Source organism: Rouxiella sp. T17, from assembly GCF_036663475.1.
GTDB lineage: Bacteria > Pseudomonadota > Gammaproteobacteria > Enterobacterales > Enterobacteriaceae > Rouxiella.
On sequence record NZ_JAWUEA010000027.1, the window covers coordinates 268,746 to 289,183 of the forward strand.

Sequence of the window (20,438 nt, forward strand, 5' to 3'; positions counted from 1 at the left end):
AAAAAAACCTCCCCCACGGATGGGAGAGGTTAGATTACCGAAACGGCTTATTTGTCTGCGGCTCGCATAAATGGAAACTTAAGACGCCAAAGAGAGCCCTTTACGTTCCTGCCTGTGTTCTTTCAACCATTCTGCTACGCGCGCCTGCTCCGGCTTGGTCAACCACATGCCCAGCTTGGTACGACGCCAGATTGCATCATCCAGCTCGACAACCCACTCTTTTTCAACCAGATAACGCAGCTCGGCTTCATAGAAGTTGTGGCCAAAATGTTCGCCCAGCGATTGCAGGCTGGTAGCACCGGACAAAATCAGCTCCGAGTGACTGCCGTAAGTGCGAGCATAGCGACGGGCCTGAGCTTCTGGCAACCAGCTGTAACGACGGCACAGATCGGCGGCGTAAGTATCGCGATCGCCTTTGAAATCACCGCCCGGCAGCACGCCGTTTTTGGTCCATGCCGGACCCGCGTTCGGATAGTATTTCGACAGCTTCTCAAGCGCGTGCTCGGCCAGCTTGCGATAGGTGGTCAGCTTGCCGCCGAAAATTGAAAGCAGCGGCGCTTTGCCCTGATCGTCATGCACGTCGAGCGTGTAATCGCGGGTAATTTTCTGCGCGGAATCCGATTCGTCATCACACAGCGGACGCACGCCGGAATAGGTCCAGACAATATCTTCGCTGGTCAGCTGCTTCTTGAAGTAGCTGTTGTAAATGTTCAGCAGATACTGAGTTTCGGCGTCATCAATTTTAACGTTTTTCGGGTCGCCCTTATATTCCACGTCGGTGGTGCCGATAATGGAAAACTCGTCCATCCACGGGATCACGAAGACGATACGATTATCTTCGTTTTGCAGAATATAAGATTGCGGCTCAGAGTGAACGCGTGGCACCACAATGTGGCTGCCTTTAATCAGGCGAATGCCGTACGGTGATTTCAGTTTCAGGCCGTTATCGAAGAAATCTTTTACCCACGGACCGGCGGCGTTAACCAGGCCTTTGGCGCGGAAGGTAAAGATTTTGCCGGTATCGACTTCCTGCGCTTCGACAGTCCACAAGCCGTTTTCACGCCATGCACGCGTTACGCGAGTTCGGGTGCGCACTTCGCCACCGCGCTCTTCGACTTCTTGTGCGTTAAGTACCACTAAACGCGCATCGTCGACCCAGCAGTCGGAATATTCGAAACCGCGCTTGATTTCAGGTTTCAGTGCCGAATTCTCGCCAAACTTAAGGCTTTTACTGGCTGGCAGGCTGGTGCGCTTGCCCAAATGGTCGTAAAGGAACAGGCCGGTGCGGATCATCCACGCCGGACGCAGGTGTGACTGGTGCGGCAGGCGGAAACGCATCGGGAAGGCAATGTGCGGGGCCAGTTTCAGCAGCACTTCACGTTCAGCCAGCGCCTCACTGACCAGGCGGAATTCGTAGTGTTCCAGATAGCGCAGGCCACCGTGGATCAGTTTTGAACTGGCCGAAGAGGTCGCGCAGGCCAAGTCTTGCGCTTCAAGCAGCAGAACGGACAGCCCACGGCCAGCCGCATCGGCAGCGATACCGGTGCCGTTAATACCGCCACCAATTACGATCAAGTCTTTGGTTTCCACGTCATCTTCCTCCAGATGTTCGTAATAGCTCTTTAATGTTCGTTTTCGCTCATGATTGTAATCGAAAACCCACAAACAAGCCAAGAGTTAACCAAATAAAAACATTCATGCGTGATGGAGGTAACATTTTTACCCAGATTTAACGCAGACGAAGGGTGCTAAAGCGCAATTTTTGCACCTATTTTTCGTTATTGCGCGTTTTGAGGAGGGAAAGGCGGGAAGAAAGAGACAAAAGAAACCGGAAAACAGCGCTCGTTTTCCGGTTTTTCAAGGCAGGTATAAGAAGGAGGCTTAAGAAAACTAGCAGAGCTCGAGCTGGACTTCGTATTTCTGAATTAGTGCCATGACGCTTTCGGGCGGCTGCTGGTCGGTAAACATGTAGTCGATCAGACTCATATTTCCTAAGTTAACCATCGCGTTACGGCCAAATTTTGAATGGTCGGTAACCAGCATCACGTTGCGCGAATTATCAATAATCGCGCGTTTGATGCGTGCTTCGTGATAATCAAACTCCAGCAGCGAGCCGTCCATATCAATGCCGCTGATGCCCAAAATGCCGTAATCCAGACGGAACTGCGAAATAAAGTCGAGCGTGGCTTCGCCCATAATTCCGCCGTCGCGGCTGCGCACTTCGCCGCCGGCCAATAAAAGACGGAAATCTTCTTTAGGCGAAAGCAGCGTCGCAACGTTGAGATTGTTGGTCACAATTCGCAGGTCGCGGTGATTGAGTAGCGCGTGCGCCACGGCTTCGGGCGTGGTGCCGATATCGATAAACAGCGTCGAGCCGTCTGGAATTTGCTCGGCCACGCGGGCGGCGATACGCGCCTTTTGATCTGACCACATAATTTTGCGGTCATTATAAGCAGCATTCACCGAACTGGAAGGCAGCGCAGCACCGCCGTGATGGCGATGAATCTTGTTCTGCTCGGCCAGATCGTTAAGGTCGCGACGAATCGTCTGCGGACTAACGGCAAAATGCTCGACCAACTCTTCGGTACTGACATAGCTCTGCTGACGCACTAATTCTACAATGGCATCATGACGTTGTGTTTGTTTCACCCAAATCCCCTAACGGCGTTCCGTGCGCGACGTGCGCGTATCGCAAAAGGCCATGATAAGGCCGACGACCAGCCCGAAAACATGCGCAGCGTTGGCAATAGCGAGCCCCATCACATTAAAGTAGCCCAATACCAGCCAAACGAGGGCAAAAACCATCAAACCGCGCGGCAGCGAAAGTCCGCGATCGGGTTTCAGCTCGCCCGTTAGCCAGACGTAACCCATCAGCGCATACACCACGCCCGACAGGCCGCCAAAATAGATGCCGCTGAAAATAGACTGTCCCCAGCCGCTGAGCAGCGCGGAAATCAGCGCGATAGTAAACAGCTTGCCGCTGCCGAGACGCTTTTCGACCGGCCCGCCGAGATACCACCACCACATCAGGTTAAACAGAATGTGCAGGATTGAAAAATGCAGGAACGACGGCGTAAACCAGCGCCACAGCTCGATAAACTGGCTGCTGTCGGCCGGCCACGCCAGCCAGCCCATGACCGTTTGGTCGCCATAAATCTGCTGCACCAGATAAACCGCGATGCAGATAATCATCACCGCCATGGTCAGCGGCCCCGCCTGACTGCGAATGCGCTGCCAGTAGGAATAGTGCTCGTATTTCAGCGTGGACTGCGTGTTGCCGGTGTGCCAGCTCGCGGCCAGATAGCGCGCGTGCAGTGGATCTTTCAGAAACAGGGTCAGCTCGGGCTCGACCTTGTCCAGCTTCGACTCATCTGCCAGCCAGAGTTGGACTTCCTGTCCTTCGAGTTTCACCTGTAGCGTGACCCCGAGCGTAGCCATGTAATCGACAAAAGCCTGCGCAATGCGAGGATTGGACAGGCTGACAATTCTTATCATAGTGTTCTATCGGCTCTTATGTTTTGCAAAAAGCACGTTCTGCGGATCCCATATTCTGCTATTTTTACAGGAAATTCATAGGATTGGGTTTCAGGCTTCCACATCCTGCGGGAAACTCTTCGACCAGGCTTCAAAGCCGCCGTCAACGCTGTAAACCGCCTCAAAGCCCTGCGTCAGCAAATACTGCGCGGCATTGCGGCTGCTGATGCCGTGATAGCACATCACCATGACCGGCGTGGTTGAAGCCGTTTGCTGCATAAAAGTGCCGATGCTGTCATTGCTTAAATGGAAAGCGCCGGGAGCATGGGCATTGTTAAAGCTCTGAATATCGCGAATGTCTACCATCACGCCCTGACCTTCTTTCAGGCGATTGTGGGCCTGCTCAACGCTGATTGCTTCAAACTGTTCCATGCTGCTTTGCCTCTTCGTGACGCGCTGCGTCAGTTAATCTCAATGAATTTATCTTAATAGCCACGTTCGCCAGTGTACCCAATTAATGATTTAAATTCGCTTAAACCAAGGCGCGGGCGGGATTTTTAGCTGCTCAACCGGTGAGCAATTTTGCCATATTGGGTTTATATATATAAGTGTTAAAGATAAGTGTCAGAGAGACATTCCCACCCATGAATCAATCTCACTCGATTGGAACCGCCCGGTTACGCTTGGCGTTCGAATCACTTTCACTCTAAGGAAAGCGATAGCCCTATGCCAAAACAGACGTTTAAACAGGACAGTTTTTTGGCGGCTTTGACCCGCCAGTGGCAAGCATTTGGACTCACCGCAGCAGAGGATATGACCCGACACCAGTGGTGGCACGCCGTCAGTGCCGCCGTTGCCGAACAGCTGCCGCCGCGCCCCGACAGCGGTAAAGGCAGGGGTAAAGTGAAAAGACACGTTAACTATATTTCAATGGAGTTTCTGGTAGGGCGCCTGACCGGCAATAACCTGATTAACTTAGGCTGGTACGATCAGGTCGCCGAAACGCTGCAACAGTTTGACCTCAACCTCGCCGATTTGCTCGAAGAAGAGATCGATCCGGCGCTCGGTAACGGCGGTTTAGGGCGGCTTGCGGCCTGCTATCTCGATTCGATGGCCTCAGTCGGCCAACCCGCGATTGGCTACGGGCTGAACTATCAATACGGGCTATTTCGCCAGAGTTTTGTCAACGGCAAGCAGCACGAAGCGCCGGATGACTGGCATCGCGCGCACTATCCGTGGTTTCGCCACAACAGCGCGCTGGCGGTTAATGTCGGCATTGGCGGGAAAATCGTTAAAGATGACGATGGCAAAAGCTATTGGAAAGCAGAATTTTCGCTGCGCGGCGAGGCGTGGGATTTGCCGGTCATCGGCTATCGTAACGGCGTTTCCCAGCCGCTACGACTGTGGGAGGCGACCCACGTTCACCCGTTTGATCTCGAGAAATTCAACGACGGCAAATTTTTGCAGGCCGAACAGCAGGGCATTGATGCCGCCAAGCTGACTAAGGTGCTCTATCCGAACGATAATCATGAAGCCGGCAAGCGCCTGCGCCTGATGCAGCAATATTTCCAGTGCGCCTGCTCGATTGCCGATATTTTACGTCGTCACCATTTTTTGGGCCGCCATATTCGCGAGCTGCCCGATTACGAAGTTATCCAGCTTAACGACACGCATCCGACCATCGGCATTCCCGAAATGCTGCGTATTTTACTCGATGAACACCAGCTCAGCTGGGACGACGCGTGGCACATCACCAGCCGCACTTTCGCCTACACCAACCACACGCTGATGCCCGAAGCGCTCGAAGCCTGGGACGAAAAGCTGGTGCGCAGCCTGTTGCCGCGCCATTTTGCCATCATCAAACAGATTAATGCCAACTTCAAAAAGTTGGTGGATAAGCGCTGGCCCGGCGATGAAGCCGTGTGGGCCAAGCTGGCGGTGCATTATGACCAGCAGGTCAGAATGGCGAACCTCTGCGTGGTGGCGGGTTTTGCGGTTAATGGCGTAGCAGCGTTGCATTCTGACTTGGTTATCAAAGACTTGTTCCCCGAATATTACGCGCTGTGGCCGGAAAAATTCCACAACGTGACCAACGGCATTACGCCAAGGCGCTGGCTGAAACAGTGTAATCCCGAGCTTTCTACCCTGATCGATGAAACGCTGCAAACCGAATGGGTTACCGATCTCGATGCGCTGAAAGGGCTCGAGGCAAAAATTGATGACAAGGAATTGTGCACCCGCTATCGGCACATTAAACACAGAAATAAATCGCGGCTGGCCGAATACGTGCATCAAGAATTAGGCATCACGCTGAATCCCAACGCTATTTTCGACGTGATGATCAAACGCCTGCACGAGTACAAACGCCAGCATCTTAATCTGCTGCACATCGTTTATCTTTATCAGCAGATCCGCGCCAACCCAAAGCTGGATATCGTGCCGCGCGTGTTCCTGTTCGGGGCAAAAGCCGCGCCGGGCTACTATTTGGCGAAAAATATTATCTATGCGATCAATCAGGTAGCGGAGAAGATCAACAATGATCCCGTGGTGGGCGATCGTCTAAAAGTGGTGTTCATTCCTGATTATCGCATCTCCGTCGCTGAAATGATGATCCCGGCGGCGGACGTTTCAGAGCAGATTTCCATGGCCGGTAAAGAGGCGTCGGGCACGGGCAACATGAAGCTGGCGCTTAACGGCGCGCTGACCGTGGGCACGCTCGACGGCGCGAACGTTGAAATTGCCGAGCAGGTCGGCGAAGAGAACATCTTTATTTTCGGCAATACCGTGGATCAGGTAAAAGCGTTGCAAAAGAAAGGCTACAAGCCGAAAGCGTGGCTGAAAAAGGATAAAAAGCTCAAGGCCGTGATCGACGAGCTGAGCAGCGGATTTTACAGTAACGGCGATAAAACCGCCTTTGCGCCGCTGCTCAACAGCCTGCTGGACGGCGGCGATCCTTATCTAGTGTTCGCCGATTTCGCCGAATATTGCGCCGCGCAGCAGGAAATCGACACGCTTTATCGCGATCGCGACGAATGGACCCGTCGTACATTGCTTAATACCGCACGCGTCGGCATGTTCAGTTCTGACCGTTCGATTCGTGATTATCAACAACGCATTTGGCAGGCGACGCGTTAAGGAGCAGGCATGCAGGGCGAGCAACTCGAACAGGCAGCAAAGCGGGCCGGAATTTCAAGCCGCTTCATTAATATGGAAGACGAAGAGCAACAGGTTTCACCCGAAACCCAGCAGGCGCTGCTGGAAGCGATGGGCCGCGCCGACGACGAGCCGGACCCAGGGCCGCTGCCGCCGGTAAAAGTGTTTATTGCGGGCAAACCGCTAACCTTGAATCCGCGCGGTGAAGGTGATTTCGACTGGCAGCTGGCGCTGGAAAACGGCGATATTCTGGAAGGCAAAGGGCTGTTTGGCCAGCCTTTGCTGCTCGGCAAAGAGTTGGCTTTGGGTTATCACCATCTAACGTTGTCATGGCAGCAAAAAAGCTGGGGCTGTCGGGTCATTATCGCTCCGGCGCGCTGTTACGAGCCTGATGCGTTGTTAGATAATCAAAAGCTGTGGGGCGCCTGCGTGCAGCTTTACACGCTGCGATCCGAAAGCAATTGGGGCGTAGGCGATTTTGGTGATTTAAAACAGATGGTTAAGGAGCTCGGCGAACGCGGCGGGGCGTTTGTCGGGCTTAATCCGATCCACGCGTTGTATCCGGCCAATCCGCAAAGCGCCAGCCCTTACAGCCCGTCGTCGCGTCGTTGGTTAAATGTGACTTACATTGACGTTAACGCCGTGGAAGAGTTTCAGCAAAGCGACGAGGCGCAGCGCTGGTGGAATTTACCTGAGACAAAACAGGCGCTTGAAGCGGCGCGCGGGCTGGATTATGTCAGTTACGAGCAGGTAATGGCGCTTAAGCTGACCGCGCTCGAGCTGGCGTGGCAAACCTTTCGACAGGTGCCGCCCGCCAGCCAGCGTAAACGCGATTTCCGCAGCTTTGCCTTGCTGGGCGGCGAAAGCTTGAAACAGCAGGCCATTTTCGACGCGCTACACGTCTATTTCAGCCGATCCGCGCCCGATCAGTGGGGCTGGCCCGCGTGGCCGGAGGCGTATCAGGATCCGCAAAGCCATGAAGTTGCAGAGTTTTGCGAGCAGTACGCCTCTGAAGTCGATTTTTATTTATGGTTGCAATGGTTGGCGCACGAGCAGTTTGCCGAGTGTTATCAGGCCAGCCTCGCGCTCGATATGCCCATTGGTTTGTATCGCGATTTAGCGGTGGGCGTGGCGGAAGGCGGCGCAGAAACCTGGTGTAATCGCGGGCTCTATTGCCTCGGCGCGACCGTTGGCGCTCCGCCGGACAAGCTCGGGCCGCAGGGGCAAAACTGGGGCCTGCCGCCGATGGACCCGAACGTCATGAAAGCCAAGGCTTATCAGCCGTTTATCGACATGCTGCGCGCAAATATGAGCAGCTGCGGCGCGCTGCGTATCGATCACGTCATGAGTTTGCTGCGCCTGTGGTGGATCCCAAAATCGCAGAAAGCCGACAAGGGCGCGTACGTGAGCTATCCGCTGGATGACCTGCTCGCCGTGCTGGCGCTGGAAAGTCATCGTCATCAGTGCATGGTAATTGGCGAAGATTTAGGGATCGTGCCGAAAGAGATTGTCGCCAGCCTGCAAGACAGCGGCGTTTATTCTTACAAGGTGCTCTATTTCGAGCACGATAAAAAGCGGCTTTTTGTTGCGCCTCAGGACTACGTCGAGCAGGCGATGGCCACCATCACAACGCACGATTTACCGACGCTGCGCGGCTATTGGCAAGGTGACGACCTCCGGCTCGGCGAGACGCTGGGGATTTATCCCGACGCGAAAGTGCTGGCTAATCTGGAAGACGATCGGGCGAAAACCCGTCAGGCGCTGCTCGACGCGCTGCATCGTCATCACTGCGTGCCAAAAGATTTTCCCAAGCAGGCCGACAACTTGGCAATGAATCCGACGCTTAATCTTGGACTGCAACGTTATCTCGCCGACAGCGCCAGCGCCTTATTGGGGCTTCAGCCGGAAGATTGGCTGGACATGAATACGCCGGTCAACGTGCCGGGCACCGATACGGAATACCCTAATTGGCGACGCAAGCTGAGTGAAACGCTCGAAACGATGTTTGCCGATAAAAGGATTGATACTTTGCTGGCGGATTTGGATAAACGCAGAAAGGCGTGCAGCCCGAGGGTAGCGGATAACTTGAAGGCAGAGAATAACTTGCAGGCAGAGCGTAACTCGCAGGCGGGGAATAACGCGAAAACAGAAGGTAAATAGATAACAAAGCCACTGTGCCGACGGGACGGCGCAGTGGCTAAGGCGATGATTAATCTAACAAACAGATTAACGCAGCGTAAAAATTAATAGAACGAGTGTTCGCCGCGCTGGTGCTCGGTCAGGTCACGCACGCCTGTTAATTCAGGGAACGCGGCCAGCAGCTCTTTCTCGATGCCGTCTTTCAAGGTGACATCAATCATTGAACAACCGTTACAACCGCCGCCGAACTGCAAAATAGCCAGTCCGTCGTCGGTGATTTCCATCAGTGACACGCGGCCGCCGTGGCTGGCAAGCTGCGGGTTAATCTGCGCCTGCAACAGATATTCAACGCGTTCCATCAATGGCGCATCGTCAGAGACTTTACGCATTTTGGCGTTTGGCGCTTTCAGCGTCAGCTGTGAACCGAGTTGATCGGTCACGAAGTCTATCTCTGCTTCGTGCAGATAAGGCGCGCTCAGCTCATCGATAAACGCCGAAAGCTTCTCGAATTTCAGCTCGGTGTCTGTGGATTCCACAGCATCCGGTGGGCAATATGAAACACCGCATTCCGCAGTCGGCGTACCTGGGTTAATCACAAATACGCGGATCTGGGTGCCTGCTTCCTGATTTGCCAAAAGTTTAGCAAAGTGCTCTTGGGCAGCATCGGTAATAATGATCATGGCATTGGCTCAATAGTTGACTTCTCCAGTTGTTCATAATACGCCCTTTAACAGACTGACTACAAGGTGCGGCAAATACACCAAATCTGTAACGAGGCAATATCCTTTTTAATCAGCATCTTACTGACTTCGCTAATTGTGCTGCCGGTGGTGACCACGTCGTCGATCAGCGCAATATGTTTACCTTTCAACGTCTGAGTGCAGCGAAAGGCGTGGCGCAGATTGCGTTTCCTAAACGATTCCGAAAGCTGTTGCTGCGGCGGCGTAGCGCGGGTTTTTTCCAGTGCAAAAGGAAGATAGTGGCAGCCAAGCCAGCGCGCCAGCGGACGCGCCAGCAGTTCGGCCTGATTGTAGCCGCGCAGGCGATAACGTTTTAGATGCAGCGGCACCGAAAGCACAATTTGCGGTTTGACGATGCTTCCCTCGCGATAACGTTGCTGCCAGCGCAGCAGCAGCAAGCGCGCCAAAGGCTCGGCAAGGTCGGGTGAGGAAGAGAATTTGAGGCGCAGCAGTAAATCGCTGAGCGGCGGCTGATACGTGCCGGCAAACACCAGCGCCTGCCAGGGCGGCGGTTGATGGAGACAGCGTCCGCAGGGTAATCGGGTCGAATCGCTGGGCAAGCCGCAGCGCGGGCAGCAGGGCGGAATCGGCGCAAGATGGCTCACACACAGGCTGCATAATCCATGACGAGCAATATTTAACGCCTGCTGACATAGCCAGCAGCGGCTCGCTATGGTTAACATAATGCGGGCCGTTGATACGCGGATTGTGACAACAAAGCGCAGCTCCTTTATATACAGAAAAAATCACTAAAAGGGACACTACACGATGAACCGCCTCTACTGGCAGACTTTAGGTGAAGGCTCGCGCGATATTGTGCTGCTTCACGGATGGGGACTGAACGCCGAGGTGTGGCGTTACATTGTCGAGCGATGGACGCCGCATTTTCGCCTGCACCTGATAGACCTGCCCGGTTATGGCCGCAGTCAGGATTTTGGCGCGCTCTCTTTGCAGCAGATGACCGACGCCGTCTTGGCGCAGGCGCCGCAAAGCGCCGTGTGGATCGGCTGGTCGCTTGGCGGATTGGTTGCCAGTCAGGCCGCGCTAAGTGCGCCGGATCGCGTTGACGCGCTGATTACCGTGGCTTCGTCGCCGTGTTTTGCCGCGCACGACAGCTGGCCGGGGATTCGTCCTGACGTGTTGCAAGGGTTCCAGCATCAGCTGAGTGAAGATTTTCAACGCACCGTCGAGCGTTTTCTGGCGCTGCAAACGCTGGGCAGCGAAAGCGCCCGTCAAGACGCGCGGATGTTGAAATCGATGGTGCTGGATTTGCCAATTCCGCCGGTTGAGGTATTAAGCAGCGGGCTGGATATCCTTAATCATCAGGATATTACCGCGCAGATGCAAAGCCTGACGCTGCCGTTTCTGCGCATTTACGGCGCGCTCGACGGTTTGGTGCCGCGTAAAATCGCGCCGCTGCTCGACGAACGGTGGCCGCAATCGCGCTCAGCTATCATTCCAAAAGCGTCGCACGCGCCTTTCATCTCTCATCCTGATGCGTTTTGCACGCTGATAAATGATTTTCTGCGCGAACAAAATTTGATGTAAGAGCATGAAGGTGCAGTTAAAAGAATGCGCTACTTCACAGATCTCAGGTTAAGTAGCGGGTTCCGACCTCTTTAATGGATAATTCCCAAGAGTGATTAATACTCAATGAGATAACGTCAGAAGACCGATTAGCCGCCTTATCAGGCTCGGTTGAGGGTTTGCGTCTCTGGAAAAAATTGCGGTATTTGAGCAGGACGTTCACTACCGACGCAGACGATCCGACGTTAGCTATCTTGACTGCTTTAACAAAAATCACCCATAAAAGAGGTAATGTCATGAACTACAAAAAACTGGTTGTTGCGGCTGTGTTGTTGAGTACTTTCTCTGCGGGTGCGATGGCGGCTAAAGAAATTAGTCGTGAAGAAGCGCAGAAAAACAACTATACCAGCCTGGGCACTGTCTCTATTTCCAACGAGCAAACCGCGCCGATGGATGCCAAACGCGCCATCAACAAGCTGGTGGAAGAGAAGGGCGGGAAGTATTACGTGGTGATCGAAGCCAACAATGACAACAAAATCAGCGCGACGGCAGAAGCCTTCAAATAATCGTCTGACGTGTTGATACATTTTGCTGCTTTACGTTAAGGGTAACCTGCCGGGTTACCCTTTTTGTTTAGTCCTGCTGAAAATCTTTACTGCATGCCGCATTTCTTGGTCACGCCACATCCTTTACATCCGCTTGGCGGCGCAGGCTGAATCTGCATGGAATCCACGCGACGACGAGAACAGCGAAGGCCGATAAAGATCAGCGCGTTAACGCCGATAACCGCCGAAATAATCGACAGACTTTGCTGCGGATGATGGGCCAGCGTGGCGATTTGATAAAACAGCGTCGCCAATGAATACGCGACGTTGAGACCCCAAATAATCGAAAACGCCATCCAGCGACGGCTGGTTTCGCGGGCGATCGCGCCCATTACGGAGACGCACGGCACATAAAGCAGCACAAAAATCAGGTAGCTGTAGGCCGAAACGGCGGTGCCAAATTTTGCACTCATTACGCCGAGTGCGCTGACCGCCATGTCGCCGTTGCCCTTGCTGGCTTCGATAGGATTAGCCAGCACACGGAGGCTAAAGGTGTCGAGCAGGCTGTCGCGCGTTTCAACTACCGCGTCGCGCAGGGCACGCAGCGGATGATAGTTTTCGGCGTTAAAAGGTTCAGCCTTCATCTGTTCGGCGGTATAAAGCGTATTTAATGTTCCGATGACCACCTCTTTTGCCATCGCGCCCGTGACCAGCCCGACCGTGGCCTGCCAGTTATCGGCATGCACGCCCATCGGCGTAAGCAGAGGCGTGAGGATTTTACTGACGCTGGCGAGCGCCGAATCGTTGATGTTATCTGCGACATTACCTTGAAACGTAAAGCTATTCAGCGCGCCAATAAATACGCAGGCGATCACTATTACGCGGCCCGCCCGCAGAATAAAACCTTTCAGCCGCTGCCAGGTTTGCAGCAGCAGCGTTTTGCACTGGGGAAGGTGATAAACCGGCAGCTCCATAATAAAGGGTGAAGCCTCACCGCGCATGACGGTGTGTTTCATCACTAATCCGGTCAGCACCGCCACCACAATTCCGAGTAAATAAAGAGAAAAAACCAGGCTCGCGCCGTGCTGGCCGAAAAACGCGGCAGAAAATACGGCAAAAATCGCCAGCCGCGCGCCGCAGGACATAAAGGGCGCCATCATCACGGTAATGAGCCTTTCACGCGGCGCATCGAGCGTTCGCGCGCCCATAATCGACGGCACGTTACAGCCAAAGCCGACAATCAGCGGCACAAAGGATTTTCCGGGCAGCCCCAGCGTTTGCATCAGACGGTCCATCACAAAAGCGGCGCGCGCCATGTATCCGGAGTCTTCGAGAAAGGAGAGAAACAGATACATCATGCCGATTTGCGGAATTAATGGCATCACCGTGCCTATTCCGCCGCCCACGCCCTGCGCCAAAAATAGCGTAAGCCAGACCGGAAAATGAAGCAGAGCGCCAATCCATTGAATACCCTCGACAAAAATCGTTGTCGAGCCGATTTCAAACAGCGGCTTTAGCGCGCCACCAACGTTTATCGCCAGCACGAACATGAGATACATCACCAGCAGGAAAATCGGCACGCCGAGAAAGCGATTGAGAATGATGCTGTCCAGCCGTTGCGTCAGCCCGTGTGGCGAGCCGTGTTGCGAATTGCTGACCTCGTCGCACAGCGCGGTAATGGCGACGTAACGCGCGTTGGCAATCGCCAGCGGCGGGTCGATAAGCGCGTCGGCGAGCAACTTTTCGCGGACTTCTGCCAGCAAATCGTTGGCCTTTCCGGCATAGGTGGCGCTAAAAATATCGCCTTCAAGCATCTGAATCGCCAACCAATCGCGGCGTGATTTGGTAAGCGTGAACGGCATGGCTTCGGCGAGCTGGACCATCGCGTGCATCAGCGCGGGTGGATAGTTAATTCGTTGCAGCGGAACCGGCTCGGGAAGGCTGTCGATGGCGGCTTTCAGTGCTTCAAGACCTTTCGCCCGCGAGGCGACCAGCGCAATCACCGGGCAACCAAGACGCCTGCCAAGCTCGGCAATATCGACAGTAATGCGCTGCGAGGCGGCGATGTCGAGCATGTTAAGCGCCACGATGCAGGGCACGCCTAGCTCCAGTAGTTGCAGAGTCAGATAAAGATTGCGCTCGAGGTTGGAGGCGTCGATGACGTTAATCAGTAGATCGGCCTCGCCCCCAAGAATGTAGCCGCAGGCAATTTGCTCGTCGAGCGAGGTCTGGCTGGAAACCGTAGTGAGTGAATAAGTCCCGGGCAGATCGACCAGCCGCACCTGATGATGCGGGGTCACAAAAGCGCCTTCTTTGCGCTCGACCGTCACACCCGCCCAGTTGCCGACGCGTTGCTGTGCGCCCGTTAACTGATTGAAGAGGGTCGTTTTTCCGGAATTGGGATTGCCGATAAGTCCAAGCGTGATGGGCTTTAGTACGTTTTTAATGGCTAACGTACTCATGATGTTTGCACGGCTTGCAGCTCGACGTTCAGCAGTTGCAGATCTTTTTTACGCAACACGAGATGAGTACGACGGGTTTCGATTTGCAGAGGATCGCCCAGCGGTGCGACGCGCAGTACGTTGAAAACCGCGCCGGGAAGCATGCCGAGTGACAGCAGTTTTTGCCGGTAAGACGGGCTGATATTGCTGGAGAAGCCGATGATTTTATAACAACGCCGAGTTAGAAACTGCATGATGATCCCCTCGCTCATGGCGAACGGCTAACTTGATGTTAAAAGAAGTTTAATTAATCCATTGAATAATAAGACTAATAATAATCATTCCCGGCAAGTCATCGCGTTCGGTTTGTGTTTTTTGGATAGTTTCGATGGGTGACTATCCTAGGCTGCATGAGAGGAGATTTATTGATCTGGCACAGATTCGCAGGCGTAATCAGGAAAAAATCAGGTTTTTAAGGAAAAAAATACCGCCTGTTTAAGGGCGGTATGGATAGTTCTTGGTGGATTTATTTCTTTTTACCGAAGGCGGCGGCGAGGGCGTCGGCCATCGCGTTGTTTCCTGCGCTGCTATTACCGCGACCCGAAGCCGGAGGTGCGTTGCGCTTTGGTGCTTCGCGACCTTTGCCCGCTGTCGGTGCGGCCGAGTTGCTGCTCGTTGAGCCACTACCGCCATTGTTGCGGCGCGCAGGACCTTCGCCCGGCTGCTCGTCGAGACGCATGGTCAGCGCGATACGTTTACGCTGAAGGTCAACTTCCATCACTTTGACCTTCACGATATCGCCGGTCTTCACCACGGTGTGTGGATCTTCGACAAACTTGTTGGCGAGTGAAGAGATATGCACGAGACCGTCCTGATGCACGCCGATATCCACGAACGCCCCAAAGTTGGTGACATTGGTGACCGTGCCTTCGAGCACCATGCCTGCCGTCAGGTCGTTCATGGTTTCAACGCCTTCCGCAAAGGTCGCGGTTTTGAATTCCGGACGCGGATCGTGGCCCGGTTTTTCCAGCGCTTTAATAATGTCGGTGACGGTCGGCACGCCAAAGCGTTCGTCGGCAAACTCGCTGACTTTTAAGCCGCGCAGCACGTTGGAATCGCCCATCAGCTCTTTCAACGCCAGCTCGGTCGCGGCCAGAATGCGCTGCACCACCGGATAGGTTTCCGGGTGAACTGTTGAAGCGTCGAGCGGGTTATCGCCGTGATTGATGCGCAGGAAGCCCGCACACTGCTCAAAGGCTTTCGGGCCGAGACGGCTCACTTTCAGCAGCTGTTCGCGATTGCGGAACTGGCCGTTTTCGTCGCGCCAGTTAACGATGTTCTGCGCCATCATGCGGGTCAAACCGGCCACGCGCGTCAGCAACGGCACCGACGCGGTATTCAAATCGACACCCACGGCGTTCACACAGTCTTCGACTACGGCGTCGAGCTTTTTCGCCAGCTGGCTTTGGCTGACGTCGTGCTGATACTGGCCGACACCGATAGATTTCGGGTCGATTTTTACCAGCTCGGCCAAAGGATCCTGCAAGCGACGGGCGATAGAGACCGCGCCACGAATCGAGACATCGAGGTCAGGGAATTCCAGCGCCGCCAGCTCGGAGGCTGAATAGACGGACGCGCCCGCTTCGCTGACAATCACTTTCTGCGCGGTAACCTGCGGGAACTGTTTTTGCAGCTCGATAAAGAAGCGTTCGGTCTCGCGTGATGCCGTGCCGTTGCCGATAGCCACCAGCTCGACGTTGTGCTTGATGCACAGCGCAGCGACCTGTTGCGCCGCTTTCGCCGCCTGTCCGGTGTGCGGATAAACGGTGTCGATGCCGACCAGCTTGCCGGTGTTATCCACCACGGCAACTTTTACGCCGGTACGCAGGCCCGGATCGAGGCCCATTGTGGCGCGCATACCGGCCGGTGCGGCCATTAGCAGGTCGTGCATGTTGCGCGCAAATACGTTGATCGCTTCTTCTTCGGCGCGTTCGCGCACGGTGCTCATCAGCTCGATTTCGAGGTGCATCAGCACTTTGATGCGCCAGGTCCAGTTAACCACGGCGCGACGCCAAACGTCGGCAGGCGCGTTGTTAAGCTTAAGGCCCAGATGGTCGATGATAATCTGCTCGGCGTAGCTCTCGCGCGGCGGCTCGTCGGTTTGCGGATCGGCATTCAGTGCCAGCTGCAAGACGCCTTCGTTACGGCCACGGAACATCGCCAGCGCGCGGTGCGAAGGCACCTGCGAAATCGGTTCGTGATGATCGAAATAGTCGCGGAATTTCGCGCCATCCTGCTCTTTGCCTTCGACCATACGCGAAGTCAGGTGCGCGTTTTTCCACAGATAGTCGCGCACTTTCGCCAGCAGCGTCGCGTCTTCGGCAAAACGTTCCATCAGAATATAACGTGCGCCGTCGAGTGCGCCTTTGATGTCATTAATGCCTTTTTCAGCATCGACGAAAGCGGCAGCGGCCTGCTCGGGAACCTGCGACGCGTCTTGCCACAGCAGGTCGGCCAGCGGCTCGAGGCCCGCTTCAATCGCGATTTGCCCGCGCGTGCGGCGCTTGGGTTTGAAGGGAAGATAAAGGTCTTCCAGTTCAGTCTTGCTTAACGTGCCGGTAATGGCCTTGGCCAAGTCATCGCTCAGCTTGCCCTGTTCCTCAATGGATTTGAGGATAGTCTGGCGGCGATCTTCGAGTTCACGCAGATAACCAAGACGAGTGTCCAACTGACGCAGTTGGGTATCATCCAACCCGCCGGTGACTTCCTTACGATACCGCGCGATAAACGGCACGGTATTCCCTTCATCCAGTAAGCGGACGACCGATGCAACCTGCTCCGGACGAACCTGCAATTCTGTTGCGATGATGCGGCTCAGTTGATCATTCATAGTTATAGAGAATTTTTAGATGAAAACAGGGGGACAGTTATACGTTTTGAGCGCTGAAAATGCCAGTCATCTGCATGCCGAGACTGGCGTTTTGAGATTGATGGAAGCTACTCGGCGGCAGGCTAGTTATTCGGCAGCAGGATAGAAAATCTCGTTGATGTACCACACGGCGTCACCGACCGGCGTGTTGACGATAGCGCTGTCACCGACTTCTTTCTTTAATAAGGCGCGCGCCATCGGCGAATCAATGGAGATGTAATCCTTACGGCCAAAAATTTCGTCATAGCCCACAATGCGAAAGCTCAGCGTTTGGCCCTCTTCGTTTTCAATCTCTACCTGCGCGCCGAAAAACACCTTGCCGTTCTGCTGGGGCGAGTAATCGACAATGCGCAGCTCTTCCATGCATTTAGTGAGATAGCGGACCCGACGGTCAATCTCGCGCAGACGCTTTTTATTATATTGATAATCGGCGTTTTCACTGCGATCGCCGAGGCTTGCCGCCCACGTCACTTTTTTGGTGACCTCGGGGCGTTCTTCCCGCCAGAGAAAATCGAGTTCCTGTTTAAGTTTCAGGTAGCCTTCGCGCGTTATCAGCCTAGTTTTCATCAGTTTGTTCGTTTTATCTCTAAAGTAGTGCTTGAGGGGGAGAATAACTCAGCCCACATCCTCAAGGAATAGCCGATTTGGAGGCTTTTCGGATTCTGGAAAACATCTCCCAAAAAAATGTAAAAAGCATAAAGATATGAACAGACCCAAAAAGGGCGTAGCTTTTGCTGTAAGATCGCGTGAATTAGCTAAAAATTATTGATAAATTGGGCAAAGCATAAGCATTGTTACAATTTCGACTAGAATATATACCATTAAAAGCTGTCCGTTAGCCGTAGCTTTTTTACAATACAGGCTTCGGGTATTAGCGCCTTTGGGAGTAATAAAATGCAAGAGAATCACAAGATTCTGGTAGTTGATGACGATATGCGCCTGCGCGCACTTTTAGAACGCTATCTGACCGAGCAGGGCTTCCAGGTACGAAGCGTTGCCAATGCTGAACAAATGGATCGTTTATTAACGCGTGAATCCTTTCATTTGATGGTGCTCGACCTGATGCTGCCGGGCGAAGACGGTTTGTCTATCTGCCGCCGCCTGCGTAGCCAAAGCAACCCTATGCCGATCATTATGGTGACCGCCAAGGGTGAAGAAGTTGACCGTATTGTTGGCCTCGAAATTGGCGCCGATGACTACATTCCCAAGCCGTTCAACCCGCGTGAGCTGCTGGCCCGTATCCGCGCCGTGCTGCGTCGTCAGGCGAACGAGCTGCCGGGTGCGCCTTCGCAAGAAGAAGCCGTGATTTCGTTTGGTAAATTCAAACTGAATCTCGGGACGCGCGAAATGTTCCGTGAAGACGAGCCTATGCCATTGACCAGCGGCGAGTTTGCGGTATTAAAAGCGCTGGTGAGCCATCCGCGTGAGCCGCTGTCCCGTGACAAGCTGATGAATCTGGCCCGTGGCCGTGAGTACAGCGCGATGGAACGTTCCATCGACGTGCAGATTTCGCGTCTTCGCCGCATGGTAGAAGAAGATCCGGCGCATCCGCGTTATATCCAGACCGTTTGGGGCCTGGGCTACGTATTTGTGCCGGACGGCAGTAAGGCATGAGGAAAATACGCTTCTCACCGCGTAGCTCCTTTGCCCGTACTTTGCTGTTAATCGTCACCCTGCTGTTTGTCAGCCTGGTGACGACGTATCTGGTAGTGCTGAATTTTGCCATTTTGCCGAGTTTGCAGCAGTTCAATAAGGTGTTGGCCTACGAAGTCCGTATGCTGATGACCGACAAGCTGCAGCTCGAAGATGGCACGCTGCTGGAAGTGCCGCCGGCGTTTCGCCGCGAGATTTACCGAGAGCTGGGCATTTCGCTGTATACAAACTCTGCTGCCGAAGAGAGTGGGTTACGCTGGGCGCAGCACTACGAGTTTCTGAGCCAGCAAATGGCTCAGCAACTTGGCGGTCCGACTGACGTTCGCGTCGAAGTAAATAAAAATACTCCTGTCGTTTGGCTCAAAACCTGGTTGTCGCCTGACATCTGGGTGCGCGTGCCGCTGACTGAAATTCATCAGGGCGATTTCTCGCCACTATTCCGCTATACGCTCGCGATTATGCTGCTGGCTATCGGCGGCGCGTGGCTGTTTATCCGTATTCAGAATCGACCCCTTGTCGAGTTGGAACACGCCGCGTTGCAGGTCGGAAAGGGGATTATTCCGCCGCCGCTGCGCGAATATGGCGCGTCGGAAGTGCGTTCGGTGACGCGGGCGTTTAATCAGATGGCCTCTGGCGTCAAGCAGTTGGCCGACGACAGAACCCTGCTGATGGCCGGCGTAAGTCATGATTTGCGCACGCCTCTGACCCGTATTCGTCTCGCCACGGAAATGATGAGCAGTGAAGATGCGTACCTTGCAGAATCGATTAATAAAGATATCGAGGAGAGCAACGCGATCATCGAGCAGTTTATTGATTATCTGCGCACCGGGCAGGAGATGCAGACGGAAGTGTGCGATCTCAACTCGATTCTCGGCGAAGTGGTTGCGGCAGAAAGTGGCTACGAGCGTGAGATTGAAACCGATTTGCTCGAAGGTGAGGTGCTGGTCAATGTGCATCCGCTCTCTATCAAGCGTGCGGCGGTGAATATGGTGGTCAACGCGGCGCGTTACGGCAATGGATGGATTAAAGTGAGCAGCGGCCACGAGTTGAATCGCAGCTGGTTCCAGGTTGAAGACGACGGTCCGGGCATTGAGCCGGAAGAGTTGGCGCACCTGTTCCAGCCGTTTGTGCGCGGCGACAGCGCCCGTACAATTAGCGGAACCGGTCTTGGATTGGCGATTGTGCAGCGTATTATTGACGCGCATGCAGGGTCGCTAGACCTCGGGAGGAGTCCGCGCGGAGGGCTACGGTTTAGGGCTTACTTACCTAATACGCATGTTGATGTGCCGATTGGCTCATCGGCGGGAGCTGAAAAATAGCTTTTGGTTTTAGATTTGGAATCTAAAGGCAACTTTTTTAAGGTCAAAAGCTTTTGGGTCAAAATATTTGGTTCAAACCATTTGGGTCAAAAGCTTTAAAATCAACTGCATGCGCTGCGCTTACTGCGCGGCGGCGCAGACCGCCCATGGGGTCTTCCAAGGCCAACACCCCCTGGACCCCCACGCCTTTTTTTCCACAGCTGCAACTTGAGAGCTGAAAAAGGGAGATCGTTTCAGACACACTGGTGAGTGGCGTTGGTCGTGCCGCTCTGCGGTCCCTTCACTCCGGTCGGGAGCCAAAAACGTCTCCCTCCACTCCGCTCAGCACTGCCCTGATCCCGCCAATTACAGCCTAAACAGAAAAAACGGATACTTTTGGGCGGTCAAGGACCGAAAGCTCAACCTAAAATTTCTTGTTTGAGGGATCGGCTTTTGACCGTCTAAGAGTTTCCGCCCTTGCCGTAATGCTATGACAGGTTGAGGAGTCGGTCCTTGACCGCTGAAAAGCTTCCGCCCTT

The 20,438-nt window shown here is 54.1% G+C and carries 16 protein-coding genes; 6 read left to right on the forward strand and 10 right to left on the reverse strand.

Annotated features, from left to right (window positions below; all coding sequences use genetic code 11):
• Positions 1 to 78 precede the first annotated feature (78 nt).
• From glpD to glpE, 4 genes are all read right to left on the reverse strand, one after another.
• Positions 79 to 1,590 carry a glycerol-3-phosphate dehydrogenase gene (gene glpD, locus SC206_RS08980; protein ID WP_332736304.1) on the reverse strand — a complete coding sequence of 504 codons (1,512 nt, stop codon included), beginning with the start codon at positions 1,588 to 1,590 and terminating at the stop codon, positions 79 to 81.
• A gap of 300 nt (positions 1,591 to 1,890) precedes the next feature.
• A complete protein-coding gene (locus SC206_RS08985; RefSeq protein WP_332736306.1) occupies positions 1,891 to 2,649 on the reverse strand; it encodes a DeoR/GlpR family transcriptional regulator in 759 nt (252 codons plus the stop codon).
• A gap of 9 nt (positions 2,650 to 2,658) precedes the next feature.
• Positions 2,659 to 3,495: a rhomboid family intramembrane serine protease GlpG gene (gene glpG / locus SC206_RS08990; protein WP_332736308.1), complete on the reverse strand. Its 837-nt coding sequence runs from the start codon at positions 3,493 to 3,495 to the stop codon at positions 2,659 to 2,661.
• A gap of 90 nt (positions 3,496 to 3,585) precedes the next feature.
• Positions 3,586 to 3,906 (reverse strand): thiosulfate sulfurtransferase GlpE, encoded by a 321-nt coding sequence (glpE, locus tag SC206_RS08995; protein ID WP_332736310.1) that lies wholly within the window; start codon positions 3,904 to 3,906, stop codon positions 3,586 to 3,588.
• Between the two features lie 294 nt (positions 3,907 to 4,200).
• Between glpE and malP the strand changes: the two genes are divergently transcribed.
• Both malP and malQ read left to right on the forward strand, forming a co-directional pair.
• Positions 4,201 to 6,609 (forward strand): maltodextrin phosphorylase, encoded by a 2,409-nt coding sequence (gene malP / locus SC206_RS09000; RefSeq protein WP_332736313.1) that lies wholly within the window; start codon positions 4,201 to 4,203, stop codon positions 6,607 to 6,609.
• 9 nt (positions 6,610 to 6,618) lie between these two features.
• The gene (gene malQ / locus SC206_RS09005) at positions 6,619 to 8,787 is read left to right on the forward strand and encodes a 4-alpha-glucanotransferase (RefSeq protein ID WP_332736315.1); all 2,169 of its coding nucleotides are present in this window, start codon (positions 6,619 to 6,621) and stop codon (positions 8,785 to 8,787) included.
• An 83-nt stretch (positions 8,788 to 8,870) separates the two neighbouring features.
• Here malQ and nfuA read toward each other — a convergent pair whose 3' ends face one another.
• Both nfuA and gntX read right to left on the reverse strand, forming a co-directional pair.
• The gene (nfuA, locus tag SC206_RS09010; protein WP_332736317.1) at positions 8,871 to 9,446 is read right to left on the reverse strand and encodes a Fe-S biogenesis protein NfuA; all 576 of its coding nucleotides are present in this window, start codon (positions 9,444 to 9,446) and stop codon (positions 8,871 to 8,873) included.
• 59 nt (positions 9,447 to 9,505) lie between these two features.
• The gene (gene gntX, locus SC206_RS09015; RefSeq protein WP_332736319.1) at positions 9,506 to 10,189 is read right to left on the reverse strand and encodes a DNA utilization protein GntX; all 684 of its coding nucleotides are present in this window, start codon (positions 10,187 to 10,189) and stop codon (positions 9,506 to 9,508) included.
• An 85-nt stretch (positions 10,190 to 10,274) separates the two neighbouring features.
• On the opposite strand from gntX, the gene bioH reads away from it, so the two are divergent.
• Together bioH and SC206_RS09025 are read left to right on the forward strand one after the other, a co-directional pair.
• Positions 10,275 to 11,054: a pimeloyl-ACP methyl ester esterase BioH gene (gene bioH, locus SC206_RS09020; RefSeq protein ID WP_332736321.1), complete on the forward strand. Its 780-nt coding sequence runs from the start codon at positions 10,275 to 10,277 to the stop codon at positions 11,052 to 11,054.
• A gap of 275 nt (positions 11,055 to 11,329) precedes the next feature.
• Positions 11,330 to 11,599 (forward strand): YdgH/BhsA/McbA-like domain containing protein, encoded by a 270-nt coding sequence (locus tag SC206_RS09025; protein ID WP_332736323.1) that lies wholly within the window; start codon positions 11,330 to 11,332, stop codon positions 11,597 to 11,599.
• Between the two features lie 86 nt (positions 11,600 to 11,685).
• Here SC206_RS09025 and feoB read toward each other — a convergent pair whose 3' ends face one another.
• From feoB to greB, 4 genes are all read right to left on the reverse strand, one after another.
• On the reverse strand, positions 11,686 to 14,040 hold the full coding sequence (gene feoB / locus SC206_RS09030) for a Fe(2+) transporter permease subunit FeoB (protein ID WP_332736325.1): 2,355 nt from the start codon (positions 14,038 to 14,040) through the stop codon (positions 11,686 to 11,688).
• Complete coding sequence (gene feoA / locus SC206_RS09035; protein WP_332736327.1) at positions 14,037 to 14,273, reverse strand: ferrous iron transporter A; 237 nt, start codon at positions 14,271 to 14,273, stop codon at positions 14,037 to 14,039. The genes feoB and feoA overlap by 4 nt, the downstream gene beginning before the upstream one ends.
• A gap of 272 nt (positions 14,274 to 14,545) precedes the next feature.
• On the reverse strand, positions 14,546 to 16,909 hold the full coding sequence (locus tag SC206_RS09040) for a Tex family protein (RefSeq protein ID WP_332736329.1): 2,364 nt from the start codon (positions 16,907 to 16,909) through the stop codon (positions 14,546 to 14,548).
• A 126-nt stretch (positions 16,910 to 17,035) separates the two neighbouring features.
• Complete coding sequence (greB, locus tag SC206_RS09045; protein WP_332736331.1) at positions 17,036 to 17,515, reverse strand: transcription elongation factor GreB; 480 nt, start codon at positions 17,513 to 17,515, stop codon at positions 17,036 to 17,038.
• Positions 17,516 to 17,842: 327 nt separating this feature from the next.
• Here greB and ompR point away from each other — a divergent pair, with 327 nt between their 5' ends.
• The gene (ompR, locus tag SC206_RS09050) at positions 17,843 to 18,562 is read left to right on the forward strand and encodes an osmolarity response regulator transcription factor OmpR (protein ID WP_009635740.1); all 720 of its coding nucleotides are present in this window, start codon (positions 17,843 to 17,845) and stop codon (positions 18,560 to 18,562) included.
• Positions 18,559 to 19,920, forward strand: coding sequence for a two-component system sensor histidine kinase EnvZ (envZ, locus tag SC206_RS09055; protein WP_332736338.1), 1,362 nt, complete (start codon positions 18,559 to 18,561; stop codon positions 19,918 to 19,920). Before ompR ends, envZ begins: the two co-directional genes overlap by 4 nt.
• Positions 19,921 to 20,438: the final 518 nt, after the last annotated feature.

What these genes read in the sequence shown, in the direction of transcription:
- glpG (WP_332736308.1), bottom strand. Translation starts at nt 3,495, where the DNA reads ATGATAAGAATTGTCAGCCTGTCCAATCCTCGCATTGCGCAGGCTTTT.
- glpE (WP_332736310.1), bottom strand. Translation starts at nt 3,906, where the DNA reads ATGGAACAGTTTGAAGCAATCAGCGTTGAGCAGGCCCACAATCGCCTG.
- malP (WP_332736313.1), top strand. Translation starts at nt 4,201, where the DNA reads ATGCCAAAACAGACGTTTAAACAGGACAGTTTTTTGGCGGCTTTGACC.
- malQ (WP_332736315.1), top strand. Translation starts at nt 6,619, where the DNA reads ATGCAGGGCGAGCAACTCGAACAGGCAGCAAAGCGGGCCGGAATTTCA.
- nfuA (WP_332736317.1), bottom strand. Translation starts at nt 9,446, where the DNA reads ATGATCATTATTACCGATGCTGCCCAAGAGCACTTTGCTAAACTTTTG.
- gntX (WP_332736319.1), bottom strand. Translation starts at nt 10,189, where the DNA reads ATGTTAACCATAGCGAGCCGCTGCTGGCTATGTCAGCAGGCGTTAAAT.
- bioH (WP_332736321.1), top strand. Translation starts at nt 10,275, where the DNA reads ATGAACCGCCTCTACTGGCAGACTTTAGGTGAAGGCTCGCGCGATATT.
- SC206_RS09025 (WP_332736323.1), top strand. Translation starts at nt 11,330, where the DNA reads ATGAACTACAAAAAACTGGTTGTTGCGGCTGTGTTGTTGAGTACTTTC.
- feoB (WP_332736325.1), bottom strand. Translation starts at nt 14,040, where the DNA reads ATGAGTACGTTAGCCATTAAAAACGTACTAAAGCCCATCACGCTTGGA.
- feoA (WP_332736327.1), bottom strand. Translation starts at nt 14,273, where the DNA reads ATGCAGTTTCTAACTCGGCGTTGTTATAAAATCATCGGCTTCTCCAGC.
- SC206_RS09040 (WP_332736329.1), bottom strand. Translation starts at nt 16,909, where the DNA reads ATGAATGATCAACTGAGCCGCATCATCGCAACAGAATTGCAGGTTCGT.
- greB (WP_332736331.1), bottom strand. Translation starts at nt 17,515, where the DNA reads ATGAAAACTAGGCTGATAACGCGCGAAGGCTACCTGAAACTTAAACAG.
- ompR (WP_009635740.1), top strand. Translation starts at nt 17,843, where the DNA reads ATGCAAGAGAATCACAAGATTCTGGTAGTTGATGACGATATGCGCCTG.
- envZ (WP_332736338.1), top strand. Translation starts at nt 18,559, where the DNA reads ATGAGGAAAATACGCTTCTCACCGCGTAGCTCCTTTGCCCGTACTTTG.